General features: G+C 72.0%; 26 protein-coding genes and 1 pseudogene. 12 read left to right on the top strand and 15 right to left on the bottom strand.

Annotation, left to right across the window (positions count from 1 at the left end; translation table 11 throughout):
• Positions 1-252, bottom strand: a 252-nt coding sequence (locus ABD844_RS06990) for a PfkB family carbohydrate kinase (protein ID WP_344874145.1), incomplete at its 3' end; no start/stop codon positions are given.
• Positions 253-401: 149 nt separating this feature from the next.
• On the opposite strand from ABD844_RS06990, the gene ABD844_RS06985 reads away from it, so the two are divergent.
• The 4 genes from ABD844_RS06985 (at position 402) to ABD844_RS06970 (ending at position 4361) form a co-directional block, all read left to right on the top strand.
• Positions 402-1391: a sugar ABC transporter substrate-binding protein gene (locus ABD844_RS06985; protein ID WP_344874143.1), complete on the top strand. Its 990-nt coding sequence runs from the start codon at positions 402-404 to the stop codon at positions 1389-1391.
• An 11-nt stretch (positions 1392-1402) separates the two neighbouring features.
• Positions 1403-2365, top strand: a complete 963-nt coding sequence (locus tag ABD844_RS06980) for an ABC transporter permease (RefSeq protein WP_344874141.1) — start codon at positions 1403-1405, stop codon at positions 2363-2365.
• Positions 2362-3174: an ATP-binding cassette domain-containing protein gene (locus ABD844_RS06975; RefSeq protein WP_344874139.1), complete on the top strand. Its 813-nt coding sequence runs from the start codon at positions 2362-2364 to the stop codon at positions 3172-3174. The genes ABD844_RS06980 and ABD844_RS06975 overlap by 4 nt, the downstream gene beginning before the upstream one ends.
• A 173-nt stretch (positions 3175-3347) precedes the next feature.
• Entirely contained in the window at positions 3348-4361 is a 1014-nt protein-coding gene (locus tag ABD844_RS06970; RefSeq protein WP_344874137.1) for a LacI family DNA-binding transcriptional regulator, read from the top strand.
• A 65-nt stretch (positions 4362-4426) separates the two neighbouring features.
• Here the strand turns inward: ABD844_RS06970 and ABD844_RS06965 are convergent, their stop codons facing one another.
• Positions 4427-5482 (bottom strand): PQQ-dependent sugar dehydrogenase, encoded by a 1056-nt coding sequence (locus ABD844_RS06965; RefSeq protein ID WP_344874135.1) that lies wholly within the window; start codon positions 5480-5482, stop codon positions 4427-4429.
• Positions 5483-5662: 180 nt separating this feature from the next.
• Positions 5663-6490, bottom strand: coding sequence for a PIG-L family deacetylase (locus tag ABD844_RS06960; protein WP_344874133.1), 828 nt, complete (start codon positions 6488-6490; stop codon positions 5663-5665).
• A gap of 165 nt (positions 6491-6655) precedes the next feature.
• Between ABD844_RS06960 and ABD844_RS06955 the strand changes: the two genes are divergently transcribed.
• Together ABD844_RS06955 and ABD844_RS06950 are read left to right on the top strand one after the other, a co-directional pair.
• The gene (locus ABD844_RS06955; RefSeq protein WP_344874131.1) at positions 6656-6892 is read left to right on the top strand and encodes a hypothetical protein; all 237 of its coding nucleotides are present in this window, start codon (positions 6656-6658) and stop codon (positions 6890-6892) included.
• Positions 6889-7095: a hypothetical protein gene (locus ABD844_RS06950; RefSeq protein WP_344874129.1), complete on the top strand. Its 207-nt coding sequence runs from the start codon at positions 6889-6891 to the stop codon at positions 7093-7095. The genes ABD844_RS06955 and ABD844_RS06950 overlap by 4 nt, the downstream gene beginning before the upstream one ends.
• Positions 7096-7170: 75 nt before the next feature.
• On the opposite strand, the gene ABD844_RS06945 is transcribed toward ABD844_RS06950, so the two are convergent.
• Positions 7171-7578: a tautomerase family protein gene (locus ABD844_RS06945; protein WP_344874127.1), complete on the bottom strand. Its 408-nt coding sequence runs from the start codon at positions 7576-7578 to the stop codon at positions 7171-7173.
• A 125-nt stretch (positions 7579-7703) separates the two neighbouring features.
• On the opposite strand from ABD844_RS06945, the gene ABD844_RS06940 reads away from it, so the two are divergent.
• On the top strand, positions 7704-8378 hold the full coding sequence (locus ABD844_RS06940; protein ID WP_344874125.1) for a winged helix-turn-helix transcriptional regulator: 675 nt from the start codon (positions 7704-7706) through the stop codon (positions 8376-8378).
• A gap of 82 nt (positions 8379-8460) precedes the next feature.
• Here ABD844_RS06940 and ABD844_RS06935 read toward each other — a convergent pair whose 3' ends face one another.
• The 4 genes from ABD844_RS06935 to ABD844_RS06920 form a co-directional block, all read right to left on the bottom strand.
• Positions 8461-9555 carry a glycerophosphodiester phosphodiesterase gene (locus ABD844_RS06935; protein ID WP_344874123.1) on the bottom strand — a complete coding sequence of 365 codons (1095 nt, stop codon included), beginning with the start codon at positions 9553-9555 and terminating at the stop codon, positions 8461-8463.
• Positions 9556-9681: 126 nt separating this feature from the next.
• Positions 9682-11277, bottom strand: a complete 1596-nt coding sequence (locus ABD844_RS06930; protein WP_344874121.1) for a GMC oxidoreductase — start codon at positions 11275-11277, stop codon at positions 9682-9684.
• 10 nt (positions 11278-11287) lie between these two features.
• Positions 11288-11791, bottom strand: coding sequence for a carboxymuconolactone decarboxylase family protein (locus ABD844_RS06925; protein ID WP_344874119.1), 504 nt, complete (start codon positions 11789-11791; stop codon positions 11288-11290).
• Positions 11788-12867 (bottom strand): NAD(P)H-dependent amine dehydrogenase family protein, encoded by a 1080-nt coding sequence (locus ABD844_RS06920; RefSeq protein WP_344874117.1) that lies wholly within the window; start codon positions 12865-12867, stop codon positions 11788-11790. Before ABD844_RS06920 ends, ABD844_RS06925 begins: the two co-directional genes overlap by 4 nt.
• Before the next feature lie 220 nt (positions 12868-13087).
• Here ABD844_RS06920 and ABD844_RS06915 point away from each other — a divergent pair, with 220 nt between their 5' ends.
• Positions 13088-15205, top strand: a complete 2118-nt coding sequence (locus tag ABD844_RS06915; protein WP_344874115.1) for an ATP-binding protein — start codon at positions 13088-13090, stop codon at positions 15203-15205.
• Positions 15206-15212: 7 nt separating this feature from the next.
• Here ABD844_RS06915 and ABD844_RS06910 read toward each other — a convergent pair whose 3' ends face one another.
• The 7 genes from ABD844_RS06910 to ABD844_RS06880 all read right to left on the bottom strand — a co-directional run bounded on the left by ABD844_RS06910 (position 15213) and on the right by ABD844_RS06880 (position 21288).
• On the bottom strand, positions 15213-16571 hold the full coding sequence (locus ABD844_RS06910; protein ID WP_344874113.1) for an amidase: 1359 nt from the start codon (positions 16569-16571) through the stop codon (positions 15213-15215).
• Between the two features lie 32 nt (positions 16572-16603).
• Positions 16604-17410, bottom strand: coding sequence for an amino acid ABC transporter permease (locus ABD844_RS06905; protein WP_344874111.1), 807 nt, complete (start codon positions 17408-17410; stop codon positions 16604-16606).
• Positions 17407-18075: an amino acid ABC transporter permease gene (locus ABD844_RS06900; RefSeq protein ID WP_344874109.1), complete on the bottom strand. Its 669-nt coding sequence runs from the start codon at positions 18073-18075 to the stop codon at positions 17407-17409. Before ABD844_RS06900 ends, ABD844_RS06905 begins: the two co-directional genes overlap by 4 nt.
• A gap of 6 nt (positions 18076-18081) precedes the next feature.
• The gene (locus tag ABD844_RS06895) at positions 18082-18918 is read right to left on the bottom strand and encodes a glutamate ABC transporter substrate-binding protein (RefSeq protein WP_344874107.1); all 837 of its coding nucleotides are present in this window, start codon (positions 18916-18918) and stop codon (positions 18082-18084) included.
• 8 nt (positions 18919-18926) lie between these two features.
• Positions 18927-19670 (bottom strand): amino acid ABC transporter ATP-binding protein, encoded by a 744-nt coding sequence (locus tag ABD844_RS06890; protein WP_344874105.1) that lies wholly within the window; start codon positions 19668-19670, stop codon positions 18927-18929.
• 101 nt (positions 19671-19771) lie between these two features.
• Complete coding sequence (locus ABD844_RS06885) at positions 19772-20605, bottom strand: glutamate ABC transporter substrate-binding protein (RefSeq protein WP_344874103.1); 834 nt, start codon at positions 20603-20605, stop codon at positions 19772-19774.
• Positions 20602-21288, bottom strand: coding sequence for a response regulator (locus ABD844_RS06880; protein WP_344874101.1), 687 nt, complete (start codon positions 21286-21288; stop codon positions 20602-20604). Before ABD844_RS06880 ends, ABD844_RS06885 begins: the two co-directional genes overlap by 4 nt.
• 155 nt (positions 21289-21443) lie before the next feature.
• On the opposite strand from ABD844_RS06880, the gene ABD844_RS06875 reads away from it, so the two are divergent.
• The 4 genes and pseudogenes from ABD844_RS06875 to ABD844_RS06860 form a co-directional block, all read left to right on the top strand.
• On the top strand, positions 21444-24338 hold the full coding sequence (locus ABD844_RS06875) for a hybrid sensor histidine kinase/response regulator (RefSeq protein WP_344874099.1): 2895 nt from the start codon (positions 21444-21446) through the stop codon (positions 24336-24338).
• A 112-nt stretch (positions 24339-24450) separates the two neighbouring features.
• Positions 24451-25356, top strand: coding sequence for an ATP-binding cassette domain-containing protein (locus ABD844_RS06870; protein WP_344874097.1), 906 nt, complete (start codon positions 24451-24453; stop codon positions 25354-25356).
• Complete coding sequence (locus tag ABD844_RS06865) at positions 25353-26144, top strand: ABC transporter permease (RefSeq protein WP_344874095.1); 792 nt, start codon at positions 25353-25355, stop codon at positions 26142-26144. The genes ABD844_RS06870 and ABD844_RS06865 overlap by 4 nt, the downstream gene beginning before the upstream one ends.
• A gap of 11 nt (positions 26145-26155) precedes the next feature.
• Positions 26156-26464 (top strand): annotated as a pseudogene (locus tag ABD844_RS06860) (hypothetical protein); the annotation flags it as partial.

The following is a 26464-nucleotide window of genomic DNA, read 5'->3' as shown; positions in this document are numbered from 1 at the left end:
CGTGCTCGGCTCCCCGGCCTCGACGGCGGCCGACAGGTCCACCCCTGAGGCGGTGAGGTGGTCGCGGAACAGCTCCCCGAACACGTCACGCGAGATCCGCCCGAGGAAGCGGGCGGGCGTGCCCAGCCGCGCCAGCGCCACGGCCGTGTTCGCGGGACTGCCGCCGGGCAGCGCCCGCAACTCCAGCCCGGGTGCCCGGCCCCGAGGGCCGGTGAAGGCGTCGGCGACGCACTCGCCCAGGACAGCGATCATCGGGTCGGCCTCTCATCAGGCACATTGCCGATTCGTTACGGCACGGGGGCATTGACGTTTCTGAAATCGGAGTTCATCATCGCAGAACAGCAGATGTCAACGTTGTCAGGTGTCAACGATGACATCGAATCCCCGCTGATAGGAACGGCATGAACGCGAAACTTCCAGCCGGACTCCTCACCGCCGCCCTCCTGATCGCCGGCTGCGGCGCAGGCAGCCAGAGCACCCCCGGCTCCGCCGGCACCCCCAAGGTCGGCCTCATCACCAAGACCGAGACCAACCCGTTCTTCGTCAAGATGAAGGAAGGCGCCGAGAAGGCGGCCCAGGCCAACGGGCTGGAGCTGATGAGCGCCGCGGGCAAGTTCGACGGCGACAACGCCTCCCAGATCACGGCCGTCGAGAACATGGTCGCCGCCGGGGTGAAGGGCATCCTCATCACGCCGAGCGACACCAAGGCCATCGTGCCCGCCATCAAGAAGGCCCGCGACGCGGGCGTCATGGTCATCGCCCTCGACACCCCCACCGAGCCCCAGGACGCCACCGACGCCCTGTTCGCCACCGACAACCTCAGGGCCGGCGAGCTGATCGGCCAGTACGCCAAGGCCGCCATGGCCGGCAAACCCGCCAAGATCGCCACTCTCGACCTGGCCCCCGGCGTCACGGTCGGCCGGCTCAGGCACGACGGCTTCCTGAAGGGCTTCGGCGTGCAGGAGGGCGACCCGTCCGTCGTCTGCTCCCAGGACACCCGCGGCGACCAGGCCAGAGGCCAGACCGCGATGGAGAACTGCCTGCAGAAGGCCCCCGACATCAACCTCGTCTACACCATCAACGAGCCCGCCGCCCTGGGCGCGTACACGGCGCTGAAGGCGAAGGGCCGCGAGAAGGACGTGCTGATCGTCTCCGTGGACGGCGGCTGCACCGGCACCAAGGCCGTGCAGTCCGGCCAGATCGCCGCCACCAGCCAGCAGTACCCGCTCAAGATGGCCGGGGACGGCGTCAAGGCCGTGGCCGCGTTCGCCAAGGGCGGCCAGAAGGCCACCGGGTACACCGACACCGGCGTCACCCTCATCACCGACCGGGCCGTCCCCGGGGTCGAGGCCGAGGACACCGCCTTCGGCCTGGCCAACTGCTGGGGCTGAGCATGGCCGTGATGGAAGCGTCGCTGCCGCGCCGCCTGGTCAGCACCCCCGTCGCCGGGCCGCTGGCCGCGCTGCTGCTGGCCTGCCTGTTCTTCGGACTCAACACCGGCCAGTTCTTCACCGGGCCCAACTTCTCGCTCATCATCCAGCAGGTCATGGTGGTCGGCACGCTGGCCATCGGGCAGACCCTGATCATCCTGACCGCGGGCATCGACCTGGCGTGCGGCGCGGTGATGGCGTTCGGCGGGATCGTGATGACCAAGCTGGCCGTGGACTCCGGTCTGCCGCCGCTGCTCGCGGTGGCCGCCGGGCTGGCCGTCTGCGCCGGGTTCGGGCTGGTCAACGGGCTGCTGGTGACACGGATCTCGCTGCCGCCGTTCATCGTGACGCTGGGCATGCTGAACGTGGCGTTCGCCCTGACCCACATCTACTCGGCCGAGCAGACGGTGACCGACCTGCCGGCGCTGCTGACGTTCCTCGGGCAGACGTTCCAGGTCGGCCAGACGAACGTCACCTACGGCTCGCTGCTGACGATCCTGCTGTTCCTGCTGTTCGCGTACCTGCTGGGCTCGACCGCGTGGGGCCGGCACGTGTACGCGCTCGGCAACAACCCCGAGGTGGCCCGTCTGTCCGGCATCAGGACGAGCCGCCTGCTGGTCGGCGTCTACACGCTGGCCGGCCTCGTGTACGGCGTCGCCGCCCTGCTCCTGGTCTCGCGTACCGGTGTGGGCGACCCGCAGGCCGGCCAGACCGACAACCTCGACAGCATCACCGCGGTCGTGCTCGGCGGCACCAGCCTGTTCGGCGGCCGGGGCCTGGTGCTCGGGACGCTCGTCGGAGCGCTCATCGTGGGGGTGTTCCGCAACGGCCTGCAGCTCATGGGCGTCGCGTCGATCTACCAGACGCTCATCACCGGCGTCCTGGTGATCCTCGCGGTCGCCGTCGACCAGCTCTCCCGCAGGAGGACTCGATGACCACCCCGGTGCTCCAGGCCCGCGGCCTGGTCAAGAGGTACGGCCACGTGACCGCGCTCGACGGCGCCGACTTCGACCTCATGCCCGGCGAGGTGCTGGCGGTCATCGGCGACAACGGCGCGGGCAAGACGAGCCTGATCAAGGCGCTGACCGGCGCGCTGCAGCCGGACGCGGGCGAGATCCGGCTCGACGGCGAGGCGGTGCGCCTGCGCGACCCCCTCGACGCCCGCAGGCACGGCATCGAGACCGTCTACCAGGACCTCGCGATCGCCGCCTCGCTCGACATCGCCACCAACATGTTCCTGGGCCGCGAGCTGCGCAAACCCGGTGTGCTCGGCAAGGTCTTCCGCATGCTGGACAAGAGGCGCATGCGCGAGGAGTCGGCCCGGCACATGGCCGAGCTGAAGATCGGGCTGCGCTCGCTCACCCAGCCGGTCGAGTCCCTGTCGGGCGGGCAGCGGCAGGGCGTGGCCGTGGCCAGGGCGGTGGCCTGGGCCACGCGCGTCGTGGTCATGGACGAGCCCACCGCCGCGCTCGGCGTCAAGGAGTCCGGCCAGGTGCTCGACCTGATCAGGCAGGTGCGCGACCGGGGCACGCCGGTGGTGCTGATCAGCCACAACATGCCGCACGTGTTCGAGATCGCCGACCGGGTCCACGTCCAGCGGCTCGGCCGCAGGGTCGCCGAGCTGAGCCCGCGCGACCACAGCATGGCCGAGGTCGTGGCCATCATGACCGGGGCGCTCCAGGTGTCGGAGGGCAAGGCCGTGGTGGCGGACCAGGGCGCGGCGAAGGCGATCGGCCTGTCCTGATCGCGAGCGGCTGAATGAGGCGGCTGAATAGGGCGGCTCAATGAGGCGGCCGAATGAGGCGGCCCAACGGTGCGGTCGCAATGGTGCGGCCGGAATGAGATGGCCGGAATGAGATGGTTGGCATGAGACGGCCGGTAAGAGATGGCCGGTAAGAGACGGCTAGCATGAGCGAAATGCGGCGTCCGACGATGACAGACGTGGCGCGTGAGGTCGGGGTCACGGCCAAGACCGTCTCCCGGGTGCTCAACGACGAGGGCCCGGTCGCCGTGGAGACGCGCGAGCGGGTCATGGCGGCCGTCAGGAGACTGGGCTACCGGCCCAACCTCATGGCCCGCAACATCCGGGTCGGCGCGCGCGACGCCGCGATCGGGCTGGTCATCCCCGAGCTGGGCAACCCGTTCTTCGGCACGGTCGCGGACGGCGTGGAGAGCGCCGTACGCGCCCGCGGGCTCACGCTCATCGTCGGCACCTCCGACGAGACGGCCGACCTGGAGCAGTCGCTGATCGCGACGTTCCTGGGCCGCCGGGTGAGCGCGCTCATGGTGGTGCCTGCGGCGGCCAGTGACCACCGCCACCTGCGCTCCGAGCGGATGGCCGGGCTGCCGATCGTCTTCCTCGACCGCCCCGCCGTCGGCCTGACCGCCGACTGCGTGGTCAGCGCCAACCGCGACGGCTCGCGGGCCGGGGTCGCCCACCTGATCGCGCACGGCCACCGCAGGATCGGGTTCGTGGGCGACCTGCCCGCCACCCTCTACACCCGCCGCGAACGCTTCCAGGGCTACCGCGACGCCCTCACCGCCGCGGGCCTGCCGTTCGACCGGTCGTTGGTGGAGACGGGGCACTCGGTGGAGGCCGCCACCCTCGCCACGCAGCGCCTCTTAGACCGGGACGACCCGCCGACGGCGCTGTTCACCGGCAACAACTTCGCCTCCATGGGCGCGGTGGTGGCGCTGTCGAGGGCGGGACGCAGGGACGTGGCGCTGGTCGCGTTCGACGACCTGCCGCTGGCCGAGGCGCTCGAACCGCCCCTGACGGCGGTGGCCCAGGACCCGGCCGCGGTCGGAACCGCGGCGGCCGAGCTGGTGCTGGCGCGGCTGGACGGCGACCGCTCGAAGGCGCGCCGCGCGATCGTCCCCACCCGGCTGGTCGTCCGCGGCTCCGGCGAACTGCCCCCGCCCACCCCGTAGGGCTCCCGCGCACCCGTAGGGGTCCCGGCGACCGCCGCCGGTCGCCGGGAGGACGGGCTCGGTGCTTACCCGGCGGCCGGGGGGACGCGGACGATGCGGTCGTCTTGGGGCACCGGGGTGCCGCGGCCGTCGTGGTTGCTGGTCGCCACCCACAGCCGGCCGTCAGGCCCCGCGGCCACCGCGCGCAGCCGCCCGTACGTGGTCGTGAACTCGGCGCTCGGCGTGCCCGGGATGCCGCCGCTGATCGGCACCGTCCAGAGGCGCTGGCCGCGCAGCGTCGCCATGAAGAGCGTGTCGTGGGCGTACGCCAGACCGCTGGGGGACGCCTGGGATGTGGGCCAGGTGACGATCGGGTTGCGGAAGGAGGTGCCGGAGCAGGTGCCCTCGCAGGTGGGCCAGCCGTAGTTGCCGCCCGGCAGGATCAGGTTGAGCTCGTCCCAGGTGTTCTGGCCGAGCTCGCTGGCGTACATCCGGCCCTGGGAGTCCCACGCCAGGCCCTGGACGTTGCGGTGGCCGTAGCTCCAGACGCGGGAGTTCGCGAACGGGTTGCCGGACGGGACGCCGCCGGTCGGCGTCATGCGCAGGATCTTGCCGGCCGGGCTGCCGAGGTTTTGTGAGTTGGCGGTGTTGTTCGCGTCGCCGGTGGCCACGTACAGCATGCCGTCGGGGCCGAAGGCGATGCGGCCGCCGTCGTGGATGGTGGCGCTCGGGACGCCGGAGAAGATCACCGGCTGTGTCTGCGGGGCGCTCAGGCGCAGCCTGACCAGGCGGTTGTCGCCGCTGGTGCTGGTGAAGTAGGCGTACACCCAGCCGTCCTGGGCGTAGGTGGGCGAGACCGCGATGCCGAGCAGGCCGCTCTCGCCGGAAGCGCGTACGCCGTTGACCGTGGCGACCGCGGTCGGCGCCTGGCCGGGGCGCACCTGCATGATGCGGCCGGTGTTCCGCTCGGAGACGAGCGCGCTGCCGTCGGGCAGGAACGCGATCGCCCACGGGACCCGCAGGCCCGTGACGGACACCTCCGCTCGGGAGAAGTCGAAGCCGTTCTGGGCCTGGGCCGGCGGGACGCCGATGCCCAGGGCGAGCAGGACCATGATCAGGACCGGGACGAGGCGGGCGCGCATGACGGACTCCTTGACCGGACAATGGGGGGTGTTGTCAGCACCGTAGGATGCCCGCGGCCGGATCTCAACCGGCACGCCCGATCCGATCCACCCGATCAAGGTGACAGTGCCGTAGCGGTGAAACTTTCCCCGCGATCCGCGATCCGCGATCCCCGGGCTTTCGGTGTCCGGGAGGGGTGGTCAGGTGTCGCGCAGGCCCGCGAACAGGTCGTCCTCGTGGTCGGGGGCGTCGGCCTTGTTGAGCACCCGCTCGAACGTCTCGTGGGCGAACGCCAGGTGCTGGACCTCGTCGGGCATGCGCAGCAGGAAGATGTTCTCCCCCTGGCTCTCGTGCGCCCGCAGGGCCTTGATCTTGCGTTCCACGAAGGGGCTGACGTCGACGACGCTGGTCACCCGCTCGTCGGGGGTGCCGAAGTCGTCGCCGGGCTCGAAGTCGCCGAGGTCGACGCCGTGCTCCCGCATCAGCTCGAACATCCGCCGCATGGCGGACCTGGGCATGGCCGTGTAGTAGAGCTTGTCGGGGATGCCGCTGCGCTCGGCGGCGGCCATCGTGACCCGGTGCGTCTGCACGTGGTCGGGGTGGCCGTAGCCGCCTCCGCCCGTCTCGTCGTAGGTCACCACGACCTGCGGCCGGTAGTGCTCCATCAGCGCGGCGAGCCGGGCGGCGGCCGTCTCGACCGGGATGTTGGCGAACGCCTCCGGGTGCGCGTTGGTCTCCCAGCCGACCATGCCGGTGTCGCGGTAGCCGAGCAGCTCCAGATGGTCGATGCCCAGGTGGGCGATCGACTCGCGCAACTCGCCGAGCCGCCGCCGGGCCACCGCCGCGTCGTCGTGGCCGGGCTCGCCTGGCTTGACGCCGCCCTCGTCGTCGCCCTGCTCGCCGTTGGTGCAGGTGACCAGGACCGTGCGGATGCCCTCCTCGGTGTAGCGGGCGAGGATGCCGCCGGTGCTGAGGCATTCGTCGTCGGGGTGGGCGTGCACGACCATCAGAGTGAGTTGCCGATCCATGGGCCGACACACTACTCGCAGGCCCCGACAGTTCCGGCACCCCGCCTCCCCGTCAGGACACCGCCGGCGAAGTAGCTCGAAAAGCGGCTCCCCCTGATCATGATGGGATCACGGGGGAGCCGCGAACGTTGACAATCGAGAGTCATGTCGACACCGTCACGTGCCATGGATCCATTCCCCAAGGGCGACGCCGTGACGTTTCCCGTGTCGATGACCATGGGCCAGTGGCACCTCATCGACGGCTCGATGGACAACGAGGTGAGCGTCGAAGCGGTGGAGGGTGATCGCCGGGACTTGGTCGACCTGGCGGGCGGCATCCGCGAGGCCGGCTGCAGCAGATCGCTCACTGGACACCTGGTGCACCGGGGTCGGGCTCCTGGCCGCCCCACGATGAGGTCGTGACACCGAGGCTCACCGCCGAGCAGTGGTCACTCGTGCTCGCCGTCCTGGATCGGTGGGCCGATGTCGGCGAAGAAGCCCGCGAAGAACTCGACGATCATGACCTCGTGGGTGACGTCGCTGAGCGTGAGCTTTGCGGCGCGATCTCCTTTCAGTTGAGTGAGCAGGCGCCGAACTGGTCCCTGCCGAAAGGGACTATGAGATAGGGCCCCATTCTTCTGGGGGCACTGGCGGGAATGACCCTGCCGTCATTCCGCAGGCGACCGGTCGGGCGCGCCGGGCTAGCCGTTGGCCTGGGTCACGGCAGCCACGATTTCCGGCTTGTCTGATTGCAGGCCGGCTCGCCACCCCACGTTGTGCAGCGGGTACTCGTTGATCAGCACCAGCACTTCGTCGGTGTTGGCGATGCCCTGGTAGGCGCCCGTAATGGCTGACTTGATCTTCTGCACCAGCTTGCGCTTGGCGTCCAGTCTGAACAGTTCCGGCGCCTCCAGCGAACAGACCGGCCGCGCCGGTTCGGCGCCGACCCGTCCGTCCTGGGAGATGTTCTCGACGGGGTACTCGCGCAGCCAGCCTCGGGTGTCGGGTATCTGGTACGCCTCGTCAAGCGCCTCGGTGATCTCCTTCAGCATCTGCTGCTTCGCGACCGGTGGCGCGCCCTGCGGGACATCGACGGTGAACACGGGCATGGGTTGCCTCCTCGGCTCGTCTGTCTCGGTCCAGCGGAGCCGGACGGTTGGACATTAGCAGTGCTTACTTGGAAAATCCAACCTTGAAGACGGCTTCTCCCACGAGCTTTGCTAGCATCCCTTGCGTGGCGGGAAAGAGAAGGTACGACGACGGGTGCGCGATCGCCCACGCCCTGGACCTGGTCGGGGAGCGGTGGGCGCTGCTGGTGGTCCGCGAGCTGCTGCTCGGCCCCAAACGATTCACCGACCTGCTGTCCGGGCTGCCCGGGGTCAGCACGGACATCCTCACCCAGCGACTACGCGACCTCGCCGCGGCCGGGATCGTCCGCCGCCGCCGACTGCCCCGACCCGCCGCGTCCTGGGTGTACGAGCTGACCCGTTGGGGTGCCGAGCTGCAACCGATCGTGGTGTCCCTGGCCAGGTGGGGCGGCCGCTCACCGGGCATGCGCCTGGACGCGCCGATCGGGGTCGACTCGCTGCTGCTTTCGCTAGAGGCGCTGTTCGACGCCCGCGCCGCCGCCGGGTTCACCGCGACCCTCGACCTTCGCCTCGGCGAGGACACTTTTCAGGTGGCCATCGCCGACGGGCGCATCGACGTCAGCCGGGGCAGGTCTGACCGGCCCCACGCCACCCTGGACACCGACCTGACCACGCTGCTCACCCTGCTCCGCACCGACCGGCCCCTCGACGAGGTGCTCGCCGGCGGCGTGGCCCGCCTGGAAGGGGACCGTTCGGTGGTCGACAGGTGGCGCCGGCTCTTCCCTCTGCCCCAGCAGGTTCCTCTTGAGGACCGCACATAGGGGACAGCGAAATCCATGGGGCGCGGCGGGCGCTCCCAGAGACCTCCGGGAGGGACGGTGAGCGCCCGCCGTGCCTGGCCCGTCAGAGGGAGCGCTTGGCCACCACCGCGCGGCCCATCGACGGGTCGTCGCAGAACGCGCCGTCGATGCCCAGGTCCAGCAGCCGCTTCAGCCAGCCCATCACGTTCCCGGTGGCCCGCGCGTAGGCGGGGGAGGCCGGGTTGCCGAGCCGGTAGTCGGTGGGGAGCTGGGAGTTCTCGTTGCGGACGGTCCAGACGTGCACGTCGAGACCCTTGCGGTGGGCGTCGGAGACGAGCGTGGTGGGCTCCAGCGTACGGCCGGAGGCGTCCTGCGGCACCACCCGGCGGGTGTCCACGCCGATCCCGTCGGCGTATCGCGCGACCTCGCGCAGCCCGTCCGGCTTGACCATGTCGTCGTAGGTGCGGGTGCTGCCCGAGGCCACCCAGTCGTAGGGGGCGCCGCCGAACGTGATGAGCTGGATCAGCGGCAGCCGCGTCCTGCCGCGCAGGTCACGCAGGTTCGCCGTCTCGAAGGACTGGATGTACGCCTTGCGCACCCGGTACCGGTTCAGCACGTCGAGCAGCGGCTCCTCCAGCGACAGGCCGATGGAGTCGAAGTAGGTCGGGTGCTTGGTCTCGGGGTAGACGCCGACACCGTGCTCCAGCGCCAGCTTCACGACCTCCTCGAAGGTCGGCACCTCCGCCAGCCCGTCGAACGCGGTGTTGTCGGGCCGCAGGTCGGGCACGCGTTCCTTGGCGCGCAGGGTCTTCAGCTCGGCCAGCGTGAAGTCCTCGGTGAACCAGCCGGTCACCGGCCGGCCGTCGATGGTCTTGGTGGTGCGCCGGTCGGCGAACTCGGGGCGCGCGGCCACGTCCGTGGTGCCGGAGATCTCGTTCTCGTGCCTGGCCACCAGCACGTGGTCCTTGGTGGAGACGAGGTCGGGCTCGATGTAGTCGGCGCCCATGGCGATGGCCGCCTCGTACGACAGGAGGGTGTGCTCGGGCCGGTCGGCGCTGGCGCCCCGGTGGCCGATCACGAGAGGGGTGTCGCCACGGCGCTCGGCCGTGGCGGGAGGCGTCTGGGTCAGCACGACGGCGACCGTACCGCCTGCGAGGACGGCGGACAGCACGCTCGCGAATAACCTGCGGATCGTCATGCGCGCACCGTAAGCGGCCCAGGTGGACCGCGAGTTACGGGTGGGCACACAGTGGTGGACGTACGCGGATGTGCCCTCTGGGGAGGGCGGGGCACGCGGCCGCTCTCGACGGCCGCGTCGCGCCGCTCACAGGTCGGTGGCGATGATGTGCTCGATGTTGCGCTCGGCCAGCGCCGTGATGGTCACGAACGGGTTGACCGTGGCGTTGCCGGGGATCAGCGCGCCGTCGATGACGTACAGGCCCGGGTAGGCGGTCAGGCGGCCGTAGTTGTCGGTGGCCCGGTTCAGCACGGCGCCGCCCAGCGGATGGTACGTCAGGTGGTCGCCCCAGATCTTGTAGACGCCGAACAGGTCCGTCCGGTAGATCGTGCCCTCCTTCGCGTTGATCTTGTCGAAGATCGTCTTGGCCATGTCGATGGACGGCTGCTTCCAGGCGGTCTGCCAGTTCAGCTCCACCTTGCCCGCGCCCGCGTTCCAGGAGAACTGCGCCCGGTGCGGGTTGTTCGTGATGGACAGGTAGAACGAGGCGAACGTCTCGATGCCGGTCGGCAGCGGCGCGACCTCGGCAAACGCGCCCCCGGCGGCCCAGTTGTCGATGCCGCAGCACGGGATGGACGACTGGAGCTGGCCGGTCGGGTCCCACAGGTGGTTGGCCCGGCCGCACATGACGTTGCCGTTGTCGCCCCAGCCCTTGCCGACCTCGGCGTTCAGGGCGGGCAGCGCGCCGGTGGCCTTCAGCCTGACCAGGAGCTTGCTGGTGCCGACGCTGCCCGCGGCGAAGAACACCCGGTCGGCGGTGACGGTCTTGGTGGCGACCGTGGCGCCGGTGGTGTCGATCTGCTCGATGGTCACCGTGTAGCCGCCGCCGGCCGCCGGGGCGACCGAGGTGACCTTGTGCAGCGCCGAGACCGTGACCCGGCCGGTGGCCTTGGCCAGGGCGAGGTACGTCTTCTGCAGCGACTTCTTGCCGTGGTTGTTGCCGTAGAGGATCTCGCCGGCCAGCGCCGACTTGGTGACGGTGCCGGCCGCCTCCTGCTTCATGTAGTCCCAGTCGTACACGTCGGGGACGAACACGAACGGGAAGCCGGAGCGCTGGGCGTGCTTGCGGCCGACGCGGGCGTACTGGTAGCAGGCCGTGGTCTCGAACCAGGCCGGGTCGATCGTGGCCACGCCGAGGGCGGCGTTGGCGCGCGGGTAGTAGACGGAGTACATCTCGTCGGCGTTCACGGACGGCAGCACGGAGGCGAAGTTCTCGCGCCTGGGCGTGACCGCCATGCCGCCGTTGACCAGCGAGCCGCCACCGACGCCGCGGCCCTGGTAGACGGTGATGCCGCCGAACTCCTCCGCGTCCAGGACACCGGTGTGGCGGGGGATGTCGCGGTCGAGGGGGAAGCCGAGGAAGTAGTTGAGCGGGGCCTTGGTCCGCGTCCGCAGCCAGTAGGAGCGGTAGTCGGGCTCCAGCGTGTTGCAGAAGATCTTGCCGTCCGGGCCGGGGGTGTCCCAGGCCATGCCCATCTCGACCAGGTGGACGTCCACGCCCGCCTGGGCCAGGCGCAGGGCGGCCACGGAGCCGCCGTACCCGGTGCCGATCACGAGCGCCGGGACCCGCGCGCCGGAGGGGATCGCGCGGGCCGGCGCGGCGTGCACCCCGAGGGCGGCGGCGCCCAGCAGGGAGCCTGTTCCGGCGATGAAGCCGCGGCGGGAGACACTGTTCTGACTCATCTGGCGGGCCTCACTCTCGGTTCGGGGAAGGGGAGCGGCCGCTGGGCAGCCGGCACATCGTGTCCAGGCCCAGGACGTGGTTGAGCCGGCCGAAGGCCAGCCAGGAGCCGAGGCACATGCTCAGCTCCACGATCTCCACCTGGCTGTAGCAGGCGGTCATCCGGGCCCAGAACTCCTCGTCGAGCCCGTGGTGGTCGAGGGCGTACCGCTCGGCGTACTCGGCGGCCAGCCGGGTGCGCTCGTCGAAGGCGCCGGTCGTGCGCCACTGCGCCACCGACTCGGCGAAGTCCTCCTCGACCTTGTGCCCGTCCCGCTCGGTCCGCCAGTCCAGGCAGAAGGCGCAGCCGTTGATCTGCGCCATCCGCAGCCGGGCCGCCTCGAACTCGCGCAGCCCGAGCGTGGTGTGGGCGTAGACGGCCATCGAGAAGCGGGAGGCGGCGGGGCCGATGCCCGGCACCAGCTCGCCCCACACGTACTCGATCGCGTCCTTGCCCTCCGGGATGTCGATCCTCATGGCAGTCTCCTTCCGAGCCTGCCGGCGGCAGGTCGCAGCGGTACGTCGAGCGCGTCGTAGAGCCCCGGCCCCGCCGCCACGAGCCAGTCGATGGCCCCGACCAGCCGCCCCACGGCGGTGGCGTTGCCGCCCGCGGAGCGGTTGCCCTCCTCGTCGACGGCCTCGACCGTGACCTCGATGCGCGGCAGGCCCTCGATGATCACCCGGTGCGCCCCCGCGCCGCTCGGCGGCAGCGGCCAGCCTGGGGCGCAGGACGGGTGGATGCGGGTGACGTGCTCGACCACGATGCGCGGCACGCCGCCGACGACGCCCTGCACCTCGAAGCGCGCCGCGCCCTGGGTGCCCGCCTCGAACGCGCCCATCGAGGCCGTCGTCACCGTGGCGTCGAGCGGGAGGCGCTCGACGTGCTCGCGGATCTCGTCCAGCTCGGCGCCCAGGGCGCGGGCCATCAGCCGCACCTGGCCGCCCCACACCATGGACGGCACCGTCGGCGCGAGCATCGGCGGCTCGTAGTCCATCGGCTGGCCCATGCCGACCAGGTAGCGGACGGAGTCGGGCTGGTCGTAGGTGGAGTAGTCGAAGATCTCCTGGCAGCGTACGGCGTCCACGGTCGTGGCCAGCCCGCTGACCAGCAGCGGCAGCACGTCGTTGCCCCAGCCGGGGTCGACGCCGGAGACGAACAGCGAGCCGCCGCCCTCGGCGATGGCGGCCAGCACGGGCTCGCGTACCTCGGGCGGGGCGCCGCGGTGGTCGTAGAGGGCGTAGAGGGAGGGCGTGACGACCACGGCCCCGGCCCGGATCGCGCGGACGACGTCCGCCAGGGCCTCGTCGGGACGGATGTCGCCGGAGGCCGCGTACACGACGGCGCGGGGGCCCGCGGCCAGCGCGGCCCCGGCGTCGGAGGTGGCCGCGACGCCCAGGCGGCGGCCGAGACCGCCCAGCTCGCCCGCGTCACGGCCGATCTTGGCGGGGTCGTGGACGACGACGGCGGCGAGTTCCAGCGCCGGATGGGCCGCGACGGCGCGGATGGCGGCGCGGCCGATGTTGCCGGTACCCCAGACGATCGTGGACACCATGGGCGGAGCGTAGCAAGCGCTTGGTTTGGTGTATAGGCCCAGGTTTTCGCGCGGGTTACCGGATCTTCACGGACCCGCCTTTGGCCGGGTGAGCAGGCGGAAACGCCGGCGACCGCGCCGGTTGGGTAGTCACTTTCTCACTTTTCGTGGCGGATCCGGCTCGCGTCCGGCAAGCTGCTGTTCACCGAGGGCGGCGGACGGAGCCGGACGGGTGGGGACCATGAACATGGGTGGGCGGCACGCCGGGAATCTGCCGCCGGAGATGACCAGCCTGGTGGGCCGTCGCGGAGAGCTCGCCCACATCCGCCGACTGTGCGGCGAGCACCGGATGGTGACGCTGACCGGGGTGGGCGGCGTCGGCAAGACCAGGCTCGCGCTGCGGGCCGCCGCCCTCATGGAGCCCGGCTACGCCGACGGGGCCTGGCTCGTCGCGCTCTCGGCGCTCGACGAGGGGGCGCTGGTGCCGTACGCGATCGCCGAGGCGCTGCCGCTGGCCGACCGTACGACCCGGCCCATGACCGAGGTGCTCGGCGAGTACCTCATGGACCGGCACCTCCTCCTGGTGCTCGACACCTGCGAGCACCTCATCGACGCCTGCGCCCGCACGGCCCGCGAGCTGCTCGCCGCCGCGCCCCGGCTGTCGATCCTGGCCACCAGCCGCCGCCCGCTGGGCCTGCCGGACGAGCAGGTGCTCGGCATCGACCCGCTGCCCCTGCCCGACGCCGCAGGGGGCGGCCGCCAGGACGCGGTGACGCTGCTCGCCGAGCGCACCGCCGCCGTCGTCCCCGGCTTCACCGTCACCGACGGCAACCGCGCCGAGGTCGTACGCCTGTGCCGCCGCCTGGAAGGGCTGCCGCTGGCGATCGAGCTGGCCGCGGCCCGGCTGCGCGAGCTGCCCGCGCAGGAGCTGTGCGACCGGCTGGACGACCGCTTCGCGCTGCTGGGCGACGTCGAGGCCGAGGTGCTCGACGCCGACCCGCCCTGGCACCAGGCGCTGCGTACCGCGGTCGGGTGGAGCCACGAGCTGTGCACCCCCGAGGAACGGCTGCTGTGGGCCCGCGCCTCGGCCTTCGCCGGCAGCTTCGACGACCGGGCCGCGGCGGAGGTCTGCGCGGACGCGCTGCTGCCCGCCGCCGGCATCCCGGACCTGCTGGCCGGGCTGGCCGACAAGTCGATCCTCATCTGGGCGCCGACCGGCGGCGGCGAGCGCTACCTCATGCTCGACACCATCCGGGAGTACGGCGCCATGTGGCTGCGCGCCCTCGGTGAGCAGGAGGAGCTGCGCCGCCGCCACCGCGACTACTTCCTGGCCATGGCCCGCCGCGGCGACACCGCCTGGTTCGGGCCCGACCAGGTCTCGTGGATCGACCGCACCACCGCCGAGCACGAGAACCTGCGGACCGCGCTCGACTTCAGTTTGGCCACCCCCGGCGACCACGCCGCGCTGGAGCTGGCCGCCGCCCTGTGGTTCTTCTGGTACCCCTGCGGCTTCCTCCGCGAGGGCCAGCACTACCTGGAACGCGCGCTCGAACTCGACACCGAGCCCAGCGTCGTGCGCAACCGGGCCCTGTGGGTGTGCAGCCTGATGCTCATGGTGCAGGGCGACCCCACCGCCGGCATGGCCTGGGCCGCCGAGTGCGCCGGGATCGCCGAGCAGCTCGGCGACCCCGCCGCCGCGCTCGCCGCCCAGGCCATGGTCATGGCCGCCGCCACCATCAGGGGGGACCTGGCGCTGGCGCTCGCGCTGGCCGAGAGCCTGCTCGCCGTGCACAGGCCCGAGCACGGGCTCAGCCTGCCGACGCTGCTGGCCCGGCTCGGGCAAAGCCACGTGCACACCGCGCGGGGCCGCGTCGAGGAGGCGATCGAGACGCTGGAGGCGATGCGCGCCGAGTGCGACAGGCACGGCGAACGCTGGATGCGCGCGTACGCCGAGCTGTTCCGCGCCCAGGTGGAGTTGTCGCTCGGGCACTTCGAGGCGGCTGAGGGCTTCGCCCGCGCGGCGCTGGCGGTCAAGCACCGCCTGCGTGACAACATCGGGATCGCGCTGGCCCTCGACGTGCTGGCGTGCGCCGCGTCCGCCTCCGGGCAGGCCGAGCTCGCCGCGCGCCGGCTCGGGCTGGCCCAGCAGGTGTGGGACACGATCGGGCGGGCGCAGATCGGCATCCGCCAGTGGGTCTCCGCCCGAGAGCGCTGCGAACGGCAGGCGCGGGAGCTGCTCGGGGACCGGGCGTACCGGGCGGCGTACCGGGCCGGGTATGACACCGGTCTGGAGACCGGCATCCTGCACGCCCTCGACCCCGCCGCCTCCGCCCCCGACCGTACGGCCCCCGACCGCTGACCGGTCGTCAGGTCCCGGTCAGGCGGGTGGCCGCGGCGCGGAAGAGCAGCGGCTCGTCGCCAGGGCGGCAGACGAGCTGCAGGCCGACCGGCAGGCCGTCCACGGTGCCCGCGGGGACCGTCAGCGCCGGGAAACCCAGCACGTTCCACGGGCAGGTCAGCGCCAGCAGGGCGGGACGGACCTCGATCGTCCGGCCCGCCGGCTCCACCTCGCGCCGGTCGAGCGGCGGCGCGGTCAGCGGCACGGTCGGCAGGGCGAGCACGTCGTGCCGCTCGAACAGCGCGCCGAACTCCCCGGCCAGGCGCTCGCGGGCGGCCAGGGCGCGGACGTGGCGCCAGCCGGGCACCTCCGCGGCGGCGCGCAGGCGTTCGAGCAGCTCGGAGCCGAACAGCTCGGGCGCGTCCGACAGCCGCTCGGCGTGCACGGACGCCGCCTCGCAGGACTGGATGACGGTGTACGTCACGCGCGCCTCCTGGGCCAGCCCCTCCGGCAGGCGCACCTCGTCCATGGGGCCGGCCGCCGCCCGGACGGCCCGCACCACCCGCTCGTCCCAGACGTCCGTGCCGTCCGTGTCCAGCCACGCGATCCGTCCCGGCGCGTCCGCGGACTCCTCCTCGTCCCCGGCGGGCTCCACTCCGGCCAGGCAGCGGTAGGCGATCAGGCAGTCGGTCTCATGGCCCGCGAGCACGCCCACGTGGTCGAAGGACCTCGCCAGGGGAAACACGCCGTCCGCCGGGATCGCGTCGTACGCGGGCTTGAACCCGGCGATCCCGCACAGGGCGGCCGGGATGCGTACGGAGCCGCCGGTGTCCGTGCCGAGGGCGAGCGGGACGATGCCCGCCGCCACGGCCACCGCGCTGCCCCCGCTGGATCCCCCCGACATGCGCGCCGGGTCCCACGGGTTGCGCGACGGGCCGGAGGCGGAGCGGTCGCCGGTGGGGCCGTAGGCGAACTCGTGGGTCGTGGTCTTGCCGACGATGACCGCGCCCGCCCGGCGCAGGCGGGTCACGCACTCGGCGTCCTCGCCGGGGACGTACCCGGCGAAGTGCCGCGACCCCATGGTGGCGGGCAGCCCGGCCACCATGATCAGGTCCTTCACCGCCACCGGGATCCCGTGCAGCGGGCCCCGGTCGGCGCCCCGGGCCAGCTCGTCGTCCGCCTGCCGCGCCGCCCGCAGCGCTCCGGCGGCGTCGACGGTGACGAACGCGTTGAGCACCGGGTTCATGGCCGCCGCGGCGTCCAGGGCCCGCTCGGCCAGGGCGGTGCAGGTCGTCCTGCCGTCGCGCAGGTCGCGGGCCAGCTCGGGGATGGTGCGGCCGGTGAAGGGGCCGCGGGACGGGATCGTGTGGCCGGGGGAGAGGGACATGGCTCCCTTTCTACACATTCCCGCCCTTCGGGTCACCGCTGGTTCGCGGCCCCGAGGCGGTGGGCCAGCCGGTCCAGCGCCATGTTGATCACGATGAAGATGGCCGCGATGAGGATCGCCGCCGGGATCACGTTGGAGAAGTTGGCCGCGATCCCGTTCAGCCCGCGGTCCACCAGCTCGTCGTAGCCCACGATCAGGCCGAGCGCCGAGTCCTTCAGCAGCACGATGAACTGGCTGACCAACGCGGGCAGCATGGCCTTCAGCGCCTGCGGCAGCAGGACGAGCCGCATCACCTGCCCCTTGCGCATGCCGACCGCGTACGCCGCCTCCCGCTGCCCCTTCGGCAGGCTCAGCACCCCGGCCCGGATGATCTCGGCGATCACCGACCCGTTGTAGAGCGTGAGCCCGAACACCACCGCCGCGAAGGCCGAGATGTTCACCCCGATGAGCACGTACGAGCCGAAGAACGCGAAGAAGATCAGCAACAGCAGCGGCACGGCGCGGAAGAACTCCACCACCACGGCCGCCGGCACCCGGATCCACCGGTGCTCCGACAGCCGGGCCGTGGCGAAGACGATTCCGAACAGCCCGGCCAGCACCACCCCGGCGACGGCCGCGGACAGCGTCCCGGCCAGGCCGGGCAGGATGAACGTGGCCCAGACGTCCCCGCGCAGCAGCGGCAGCCACTTGTCGGCCGCCCACTGGTCCTTCGCGTCGAAGCGCACGTAGACGACGTACGCCACCGCCAGCAGGCCGAGCGCGACGGCCGCCGTCAGCATCCGGTTGCGGGCGATCCCGCGCGGCCCCGGGGCCTCGTACAGGTTCGTGTAGGCGCTCACCGGGCCACCGCCAGCCGCCGCGACAGCCAGCCGAACAGCAGCCCCGTCGGCAGGCACAGCAGCACGAAGCCGGCGGCGAAGCCGAGGAAGATCTCGATGACCTGGTCACCGTAGGTCTCGATCAGCTCGCGCATCCGCACCGACGCCTCGCCCACGCCCACGACCAGCGCGATCGTGGTGTTCTTGGTCAGCGCGATGAGGATGCTGCCCAGCGGCGCCACCACCGCGCGGAACGCCTGGGGCAGCGTGATCAGCAGCAGAGTTTTGACGAAGCCCAGCCCCAGCGAGCGGGCGGCCTCCGCCTGCCCCACGGGTACGGTGTTGAGCCCGGAGCGCAGGGCCTCGCAGACGAACGCCGAGGTGTAGGCGGTCAGCCCGATGACCGCGAGCCAGAAGTTGTTGGTCGCGAGGTCGTCCGACAGCTCCAGCCCCAGGTTCGCCCCGATGCCGAGGCCGGTGAACAGCAGCACCAGGGTCAGCGGCGTGTTGCGGGCCACGGTCACGTACGCGCTCGCGGCGCCGCGCAGGGACGACAGCGGGGAGACCCGCATGGCGGTCAGCACCGTCCCCAGCACGAGGGAGCCGAGCGTGCTGACCGCCGTCAGCCGCACCGTCATCCAGAAGGCGGCCAGGATGGTGCCGCCCTCGGTCAGCAACGCGTCCATGCCGCCTCAGTACCGCTCGAGCTGCGGGGCCTGCGGCGCGGCGAAACCGGAGGAGCCCACGCTGGCCTGCAGCGCCTTGGTCCAGCTCCCGTCGGAGAACATCTTCTCCAGGGCGTCGTTGACCGCCTTGCGGCCGTTGGTGTCGTCCTTCTTCAGGCCGATGCCGTACTTCTCGGTGCTGAACGGCTTGCCGACCACCTTGAGCTTGCCGGCGTGCTGGGCGGCGTACCCGGCGAGGATGACGTTGTCGGTGGTGAGCGCGTCGAGCTGGCCGCCGAGCACGCGGTCCACGCACGCCGAGTACGTCCGCTCCTCCTGGAGCTGCACCTCCTTGGCGTACTCGGTCTTGACCTTCTGCGCCGGGGTCGAGCCGGCGACCGAGCACAGCTTCTTGCCGTTGAGCGTCTCGGGCCCGGTCAGCACGGCGTCGTCGGACCTGACCAGCAGGTCCTGCCCGGCCACGAAGTACGGCCCGGCGAAGGACACCTTCTGCTTCCTGGCGTCGGTGATCGAGTACGTGGCCACCACCAGGTCCACCTGGCCCTGCTCGATGAACGCCTCACGGTTGGCCGACACGGTCTCCTTGAACGTGATGCCCGACGGCTCGACCCCGAGCTGCTTGGCCACGTACTTGGCGACCTCGATGTCGAAGCCGGTGAAGCCGCCGTCCGGGGTGCGCAGGCCGAGGCCCGGCTGGTCGGCCTTCACCCCGATCACCAGCTTCTTGTCGTTCTTGGCCTTGTCCACGACGGAGGCGTAGTCGCCCTGGCCGCCGCCGCACCCGGCGACGGTGGCGGTGACGGCGACCACGGCGAAGACGGCGTAGAGGGATCTGCCGAACATGTCACTCCTTAGTGGGTGAGGATCTTGGCGAGGAAGGACTGCGCGCGGTCGCTGCTGGGCGCGCCGAAGAAGGCGTCGGGGGTGTTCTGCTCGACGATCTCGCCGTCGGCCATGAAGACGACCCGGTCGGCCGCCCGCCGGGCGAAGCCCATCTCGTGGGTGACGACGACCATGGTCATGCCCTCGCGGGCCAGCGCCGTCATGACCTCGAGCACCTCGTTGACCATCTCGGGGTCCAGCGCCGAGGTGGGCTCGTCGAACAGGATCGCCTTCGGGTCCATGGCCAGCGCCCTGGCGATGGCCACCCGCTGCTGCTGCCCGCCGGAGAGCTGGGCGGGGAACTTGGCGGCCTGGCCGCCGATGCCGACCCGGTCGAGCAGCTCGCGGGCCTTGCGCACGGCCTCCTCCTTCGACCGCTTGAGCACGTGGACCTGCCCGAGGACGACGTTGTCCAGGACGGTCTTGTGCGCGAAGAGGTTGAACGACTGGAAGACCATGCCGACCTCGGCCCGCAGCCGGGCCAGCGCCTTGCCCTCGGCGGGCAGCGGCGTCCCGTCGAGGCTGATCGTGCCGGACTCGATGGTCTCCAGCCGGTTGATCGCGCGGCACAGCGTGGACTTGCCCGCCCCGGACGGGCCGATGATCACCACGACCTCGCCCTGCCCGACGGTCAGGCTGACGTCCCTGAGCACATGGTGATCACCAAAGCGCTTGTTGACCTGGTCCAGGACGATCAGATCCGCCTGGCTCATGCGTCACGCTCCTTGTGTCGGTCAGCGTTGGCGTAACCGTAGGAGCCGGGTGTGCCGGGGGGAGGCTTGTGATCGTTCTGCTCAGCGATTGATCGTTCTGCTCAGCGATTGGCCGGCCGGGCGGAGTCGGAGGTGGCGCCGGGGGTGATCCCGATGGTGGCCATGTAGGCGCGGTCCCACTCCCCGTCGCGCAGCCAGCGGGAGATCAGCCCGTTGAGGTAGTCGCGGAAGGCCACGTCCTGCCTGCGGATGCCCATCCCGTACGGCTCGCGCCCGAACGGCTTGCCGACCAGCCGCAACGTGTCGGGATGCTGGGCCAGCAGCCCGAGCAGGATGGTGTCGTCGGTGCTGAGCGCGTCGACCCGGCCGGCCACCAGCGCCGGCACGCAGATGCTGTAGGCGTCCACGATCTCCAGGTCGGCCTCGGGCACGATGGTGCGCAGGCGGTCGACGGAGGTGGAGCCGATGGCCGTACAGACGACCTTGCCCTTCAGGTCGGACACCTGGTTGATCGTGGAGTCGTTCCGCCTGACCAGGAGGTCCTGCCCGGCGTAGTAGTACGGGTCGGTGAACGAGACCCGCTCGGCCCGCGACGGCGTGATCGAGTACGTGGCGACGACGAGGTCCACCATGCCCTGCTCGATGAAGTTCTCGCGCTCGCGGGAGACGGTCTCGACGAAGCGGATGTTGCGCTCGCTGCCCGTCAGGTCCTTGGCCACCAGCCGGGCCATCTCCGCGTCGAACCCGGTGATCCGCCCGCTGACCGGGTCCTTGTAGCCGAACAGGGGCTGGTCGAACTTGATGCCCACGGTCAGCACGCCGCGCTCCCTGATGCGGGCCATGGTGGAACCCTCGGGGAAGGCGCCGGGCTCGGCGCAGCTCGCGGTCGAAAGGCACACCAGCATCGCCGCGACCAGCGCCCGGAGCGCTCTCACCGGACCCGGTACCGGTTCTGCGGCCGGCCGGTCGGCCCGTAGCGCGGGCGGCCCTCGACCAGGCCGCGCTCGGCCAGGTGCTCCAGGTAACGGCGGGCGGTGGCCCGGCTGACGCCGATCATCCCCGCCAGCTCGTGCGCCGAGGCGTCCTCCTCGACCCCGGCGAGCGCGTCCAGCACCGCCTGCTCGGTCGCGGCGGAGATGCTCTTCGGGCGGGCGGCCTGGTCGAGGTGGAGCGAGCGGAAGATGCGGTCGATCTCCTGCTGCTCGGCGAAGCGGCCGCCCGACTCGAGCTGCTCGGCGGTCGCCGCGTAGCGCAGCAGGGTCTGTTCGAGTATGCCCGCCCTGGTCGGCTTGACCAGGTAGTACAGGGCGCCGCGCTGCATGGCCGCGCGTACCGTGGCCGACTCCTTGCGGCCGGAGATCACGATGACGTCGGTGGGCGGCTGATCGGGCCGCCGCAACCGGTGCGCCACCTCCAGGCCGGGCATATCCGGAAGGTGCAGATCGAGCAGGACGAGCCGGGGCGCGAAGCGGCCGGCGGCGGCCAGCGCCGCGTGCCCGGTGTGCGCGATGCCCACGACCCTGAACCCGAGCACCCGGTTCACCTGAGCGTGCAGTGCGGCGGTGACCACCGGGTCGTCGTCCACGATGAGAACGGTGATGTCCCTGAGCTCAGGCATCGCCACGCTCCTCGTCAAACTGGTAGATCATTCCAGCTTAGGTGGGTTTTATTAAAAAAGATCGACTTTTGTGCGTTCTGCTCACGGGGAACCAGCGAACTGGCTGGTTCTTTCCTACTCTGTACCCGAACGAGTGGGGGGAGGGACGGACGCCCGTGCGGTGGTTGCTCGCGGTGACGGCCCTGTGGACGCTGCTCGGCCTGCTGCCCTTGGCGCTGCTCACCTCCTCCAGCATCTCCATGTCGGAGGACGCGGTCCGCCAGGAGGTCACCGACCGGGTCACGACCACCGCCTCGGTCAGCCGGGTCGTCGTCGAGCAGCAGATGAGCTCGCTCAAGCAGCTCGTCACCTCCTTCGCCCAGCGCCCCCAGGTACGCGACGCGGTGGGCGACACGACACCCGTCACCCTGCGCGACTGGCTCGGCGAGCTGAAGCGCATGCGCGACGGCGTCAGCGGCCTGATCATGATCTCCCCGGAGGGCGACATGCTCGGCGCCGAGCCGCCGACGGTCCTCCCGCAGGACGCCACCAGCACCGACTGGTACCGCGCCGTGCGCGACCGGCACCAGGCCCACGTCTCGCAGGCGTACACGCCCACGATGGTCGGCGTGTCCAGGGCGGTGGCGGTGGCCGTGCCCATCCAGAGCGCCGACCGCACCCGCATGCTCGGCATGCTCACCGTCGTCTACAGCCTCGACGCCATCCAGGAGTTCGCCGAGGAGGCCGCAGAGGCGCAGGACATCCGGCTGCTCATCACCGACAAGGCCGGCGTGCTGGTCGCCGACCCGGGCCGCAAGCTCTACGCCCTCACCTCCCTGCGCGAGGACCCCCGGGTGGACGCCGCGCTCGCCGGTCAGGCGTGGAACGGCATGTTCCACGGCATCGACGGCACGGTGCTGTCGGCCTCCGAGCCCATCCCGAGCATCGGCTGGACGGTCACCGCCGAGGTCTCCGCCGCCGAGGCGCTGGCCTCGGCCGAACAGGTGCGCGCCAACGTGCTGACTGTCGCCGCCCTGCTCGCCCTGCTCATCCTCATCGGGCTCGGCCTGCAGATCCACAGCACGCGGGTCCGCCGCCGGGCCCAGACCACCCTGTCCCGGTACGCCGCAGAACTGGCCGCCGCCAGGGACGAGGCCGTCAGCGCGTCCAGCGCGAAGTCGGAGTTCGTGGCCAAGATCAGCCATGAGATCCGCACCCCGATCAACGGCGTGCTCGGCATGAACTCCCTGCTCATGGGCACCCGCCTGAACGACGAGCAGCGCTACTACGCCACCACCGCCCAGGAGTCGGCCCAGAACGTGCTGCGCCTGCTCGACGACTTCCTCGACCTGTCCAGGATCGAGGCCGGGCACCTGCAGGTCGAGGCGGTCCCGTTCGACCTGCCGCGCCTGTGCGACGAGGTGGTGGCGCCGTTCGCGCCGCACGCGTACGAGCAGGGGCTCTGGCTGACCCTGCGCCTCGACGAGAACGTGCCGGGCCAGGTCTGCGGCGATCCGGCCCGGCTGCGCCAGGTGCTGACGAACCTGGTCGGCAACGCGCTGAAGTTCACCGTCCAGGGCGGCGTGGACCTACAGGTCAGCCTGCACGAGGGCGAGCCGGGCCAGGAGCGGGCGGTGCTCAGGTTCGCGGTGGCCGACACCGGGATCGGGGTCGGCCCCCATGACCGCGAGCGGGTGTTCGGCGTCTTCCGCCAGGTCGACTCGCCGATCACGCGCAGGACCGGCGGCAGCGGGCTGGGCCTGGCCATCAGCCGACAGCTCGTCGAGCTGATGGGCGGCTCGATCGGGCTGGACAGCGTGGAGGGGGTGGGCAGCCGGTTCTGGGCGACCCTGCCGGTGGACGTCCTGGACTGGTCGGAGCCGGGAGCCGGGGCGCTGGAGGGGCGGCGCGCGCTCGTCGCCGACCAGCGTCCCGAGGACCGTACGCTGGCCGCGCGCTTCCTGGCGCAGGCCGGGGCCGAGGTCGAGGAGACCATGGACGAGGAGTCCGCCCTGGCGCTGCTGCGGGCCGCCGCCGGGAGCGGGCAGCCGTACGAGCTGGCCGTCGTGGCGCTCGACCTGGGCGCGGGCCCGCACCCGGCGGGTCCCTTTCAGGCGGGCACGCTCCAGGCGGGCCCTCTTCAAGCGGGCGCGCCGGGCTCGCTCGCCCACGTCATCCTCACCGACCCGCTGTTCCAGGCCACCAGCGTGATCGTGGTGGTCACGCCGGGGCGGGCCGGGTTCGCCTGGCCGGGCGCGGCGGGGGAGCGGGCCGTCCAGTCGATCACCCGGCCGCTCAGCCGCCGCCGCCTGCTCGCCGCCGCCGAGAACGCCCTGGGCACCTGCGACTCCCCCGGCGACGCCGTCGCGGGCAACGGCGGCAGCCCCGACGGCGGCGTACGGATCCTGGTGGCCGAGGACGACGAGGTGAGCCGCCAGGTCGCGCTGCTCGTACTGGCGCAGGCCGGGCACGCGGTCGAGGTGGTCGACGACGGCGAGAAGGCCGTGCGGGCGGTGCTGGCCGGCGAGTACGACCTGGTCTTCATGGACTGCCAGCTCCCCGTGCTCGACGGCCTGGCCGCCACCGAGGAGATCAGGAGACGCGAGCAGGTCCACACCCCGATCATCGCCATGACCGCCGCCGCCATGCCGGACGACCGGATTCGGTGCCTGGAGGCGGGCATGGACGACCACCTGGCCAAGCCGGTGGACTGGCCGCGCGTGCTGGCCAGGATCCCGGAGTGGGCGGCCTCGGCCGGGCTCCCGCCCGAGCTGGCGGGGCTGTCGCAGGAGGCGCTGGCGGACGTCGCGCGGGCCTATCTGGCGACCGCGACGCGTACGTTCGAGGAGCTGGGGCAGGCGGTGCGGGCCGGTGACCTGGCGGCGGCGGCCGAGCTCGCGCACCGGCTCAAGGGCGCCTGCGCGACCGTCGGGGCGACCCGCGAGGCGGAGCTGTGCCGTCGGATCGAGGACCTGTCGCGGGCCGGGCAGGCCGTGGACGAGGCCCTGCTCGACGAGCTGCGCACCCTGCTCGGCGAGGCCCCCGAGTGGATGAACGCCGCCTACTCCTGACCTGAGGCCCGCCGCCGGGCGCGAAGAGCGGCCGCCGTTACGGTTTTCCGCCATTCGGCTCGGCGGCTCGCCCCCATGGTGGCGGCCCTGCGGGGCTCCTAGCGTGGGCGGCGTGATCAGCCTGAAGAGTTTGAGCAAGAGGTACGGCGACCGTCTCGCCGTGGACGACCTGTCGCTCGAGGTGAGACCGGGCACGGTGACCGGCTTCCTCGGCCCGAACGGGGCGGGCAAGTCGACCACGATGCGGCTGGTCCTCGGCCTCGACCGGCCCACCTCCGGCACCGCGCTCGTCGGCGGCGTCCCGTACGCCCGGCTCAGGGATCCGCTGCGCACCGTCGGCGCGCTGCTCGACGCGCGCGCCGCCCACCCGGGCCGCAGCGGACGTGCCCACCTGACGGCGCTGGCGCGCAGCAACGGCATCGCGCGGCGGCGGGTGGACGAGGTGCTGGAGACGGTGGGGATGGCGGGCGCGGCGCGCAGGCGGGCCGGAGCCCTGTCGCTGGGGATGAGCCAGCGGCTCGGGATCGCGGCGGCGCTGCTGGGCGACCCCGAGGTGCTGATGTTCGACGAACCCGTCAACGGGCTCGACCCGGACGGCGTGCGCTGGGTCCGCGGCCTCATGCGCTCGCTGGCGGCCGAGGGCCGCACGGTGTTCGTCTCCAGCCACCTCATGAGCGAGATGCAGCTCACCGCCGACCACCTCGTGGTCATCGGCAAGGGCCGGCTCATCATGGACGCCCCGCTCGCCGACGTCCTGGCGGGCAGCTCGCTGACGGCCGTACTCGTCCGCACCCCGCACGCCGGCGACCTCGCGGAACGCCTGCGCGCCGCCGGGATCGCGGTACGGCGGCTCGGCGAGAACGAGCTCGAAGCCACCGGCGCCCCCATCGAGCGGATCGGCGACCTGGCCCACGAGGCCGGGATCCGCCTGCACGGGCTGCGGACCAGGGAGGCGTCCCTGGAGCAGGCATACCAGGAGCTGACCTCGGGCAGCGTCGAGTACGGAGCGGGCGTATGAGGACACTGCGGCAGACGATCGGGTCGGAGTGGGCGAAGCTGTGGTCCGTCAGGTCCACGTGGTGGTGCCTGGCCTGCGCGTCCGCTCTCATGGTGCTGACCGCCGTCACCCTGGGCGGCGCCACCGCCACCGAGGCCCTGCGTGACGGCGGGACGGGCGTGCGGGTCGTCGCCAGCGAGCCCGTGGTGTCGGCCACGACGTTCGTGCAGTTCGCGCTGGTGGCCCTGGCCATGCTGACGATCACCTCGGAGTACGCCTCCGGCGGCATCCGCGTCACGCTCCAGGCCACGCCCAGGCGCGGGATCCTCCTGGCGGCCAAGGCGCTGGTGGTGGCCCCCGTGATGGTCGCGGCGGGGGTGCTGACGGGCGCGGTGGCGACGGCGGCCGTCTACGCGCTGTTGTCGCTCGACGTGTTCGGGGGCCTCGTCGTGGCCCCCGCCGGGCAGGTGGTGCCCGACCTGCTGGGGGTCGGCGTGTTCTTCGCGCTGGTGTCGGTGCTCACCCTGGGCGTGGGCACGGCCGTGCGCAGTGCGGCGGGCACGCTCACCGTGGTGTTCATGCTGTTGCTGGGGTTGCCGCTGATGCTGCTCATGACGGGCAGCCAGGCGGCGGTGGCCGCGGCGCTGCGCATGCCGGCGTTCGCGGGGCTGGCGTTCATGGGCAGCACGGACAACGTCACGGCCGGGCCGATGCCGTACTCGGCGGGGGAGGGGCTGGTGTGGCTGCTGGCCTGGACGGCGACGGCCGTGGTGGCGGGCCACGCCGTGCTGCGCCGCCGCGACGCATAGACTCGCGACGCATGGACTCCACGCCCGCGGCAGAGCAGCTCGCTGGGCATGTCGCCGGGCCGATCACAGGGCCGGTCGCAGGGGGCGTCGCAGGGCGCGTGACGGGCGGCCGGATCGCCCGCGTGCCGGCCGGGGTCGTGCTGGGGACGCTCCTCGCCCTGGCCGAGCTGGTCTTCCTGATCGCGGCGGGGCCCGCGGCGCTGATGCCCGCGCTGCGGCCCGCCGCCAGGCGCGGGCTGGCCCGGCTGACCGCGCTCGAACGCGCCCGCCTGTCCCGCTGGCTCGGCACCGACACGGCCGCCCAGGACGCCGAACGCGAC

The organism is Nonomuraea antimicrobica (assembly GCF_039536965.1).
Lineage (GTDB): Bacteria > Actinomycetota > Actinomycetes > Streptosporangiales > Streptosporangiaceae > Nonomuraea > Nonomuraea antimicrobica.
The sequence above is the reverse complement of the archived record's forward strand: the minus strand, read 5'-3'. Positions and strand labels throughout refer to the sequence as shown.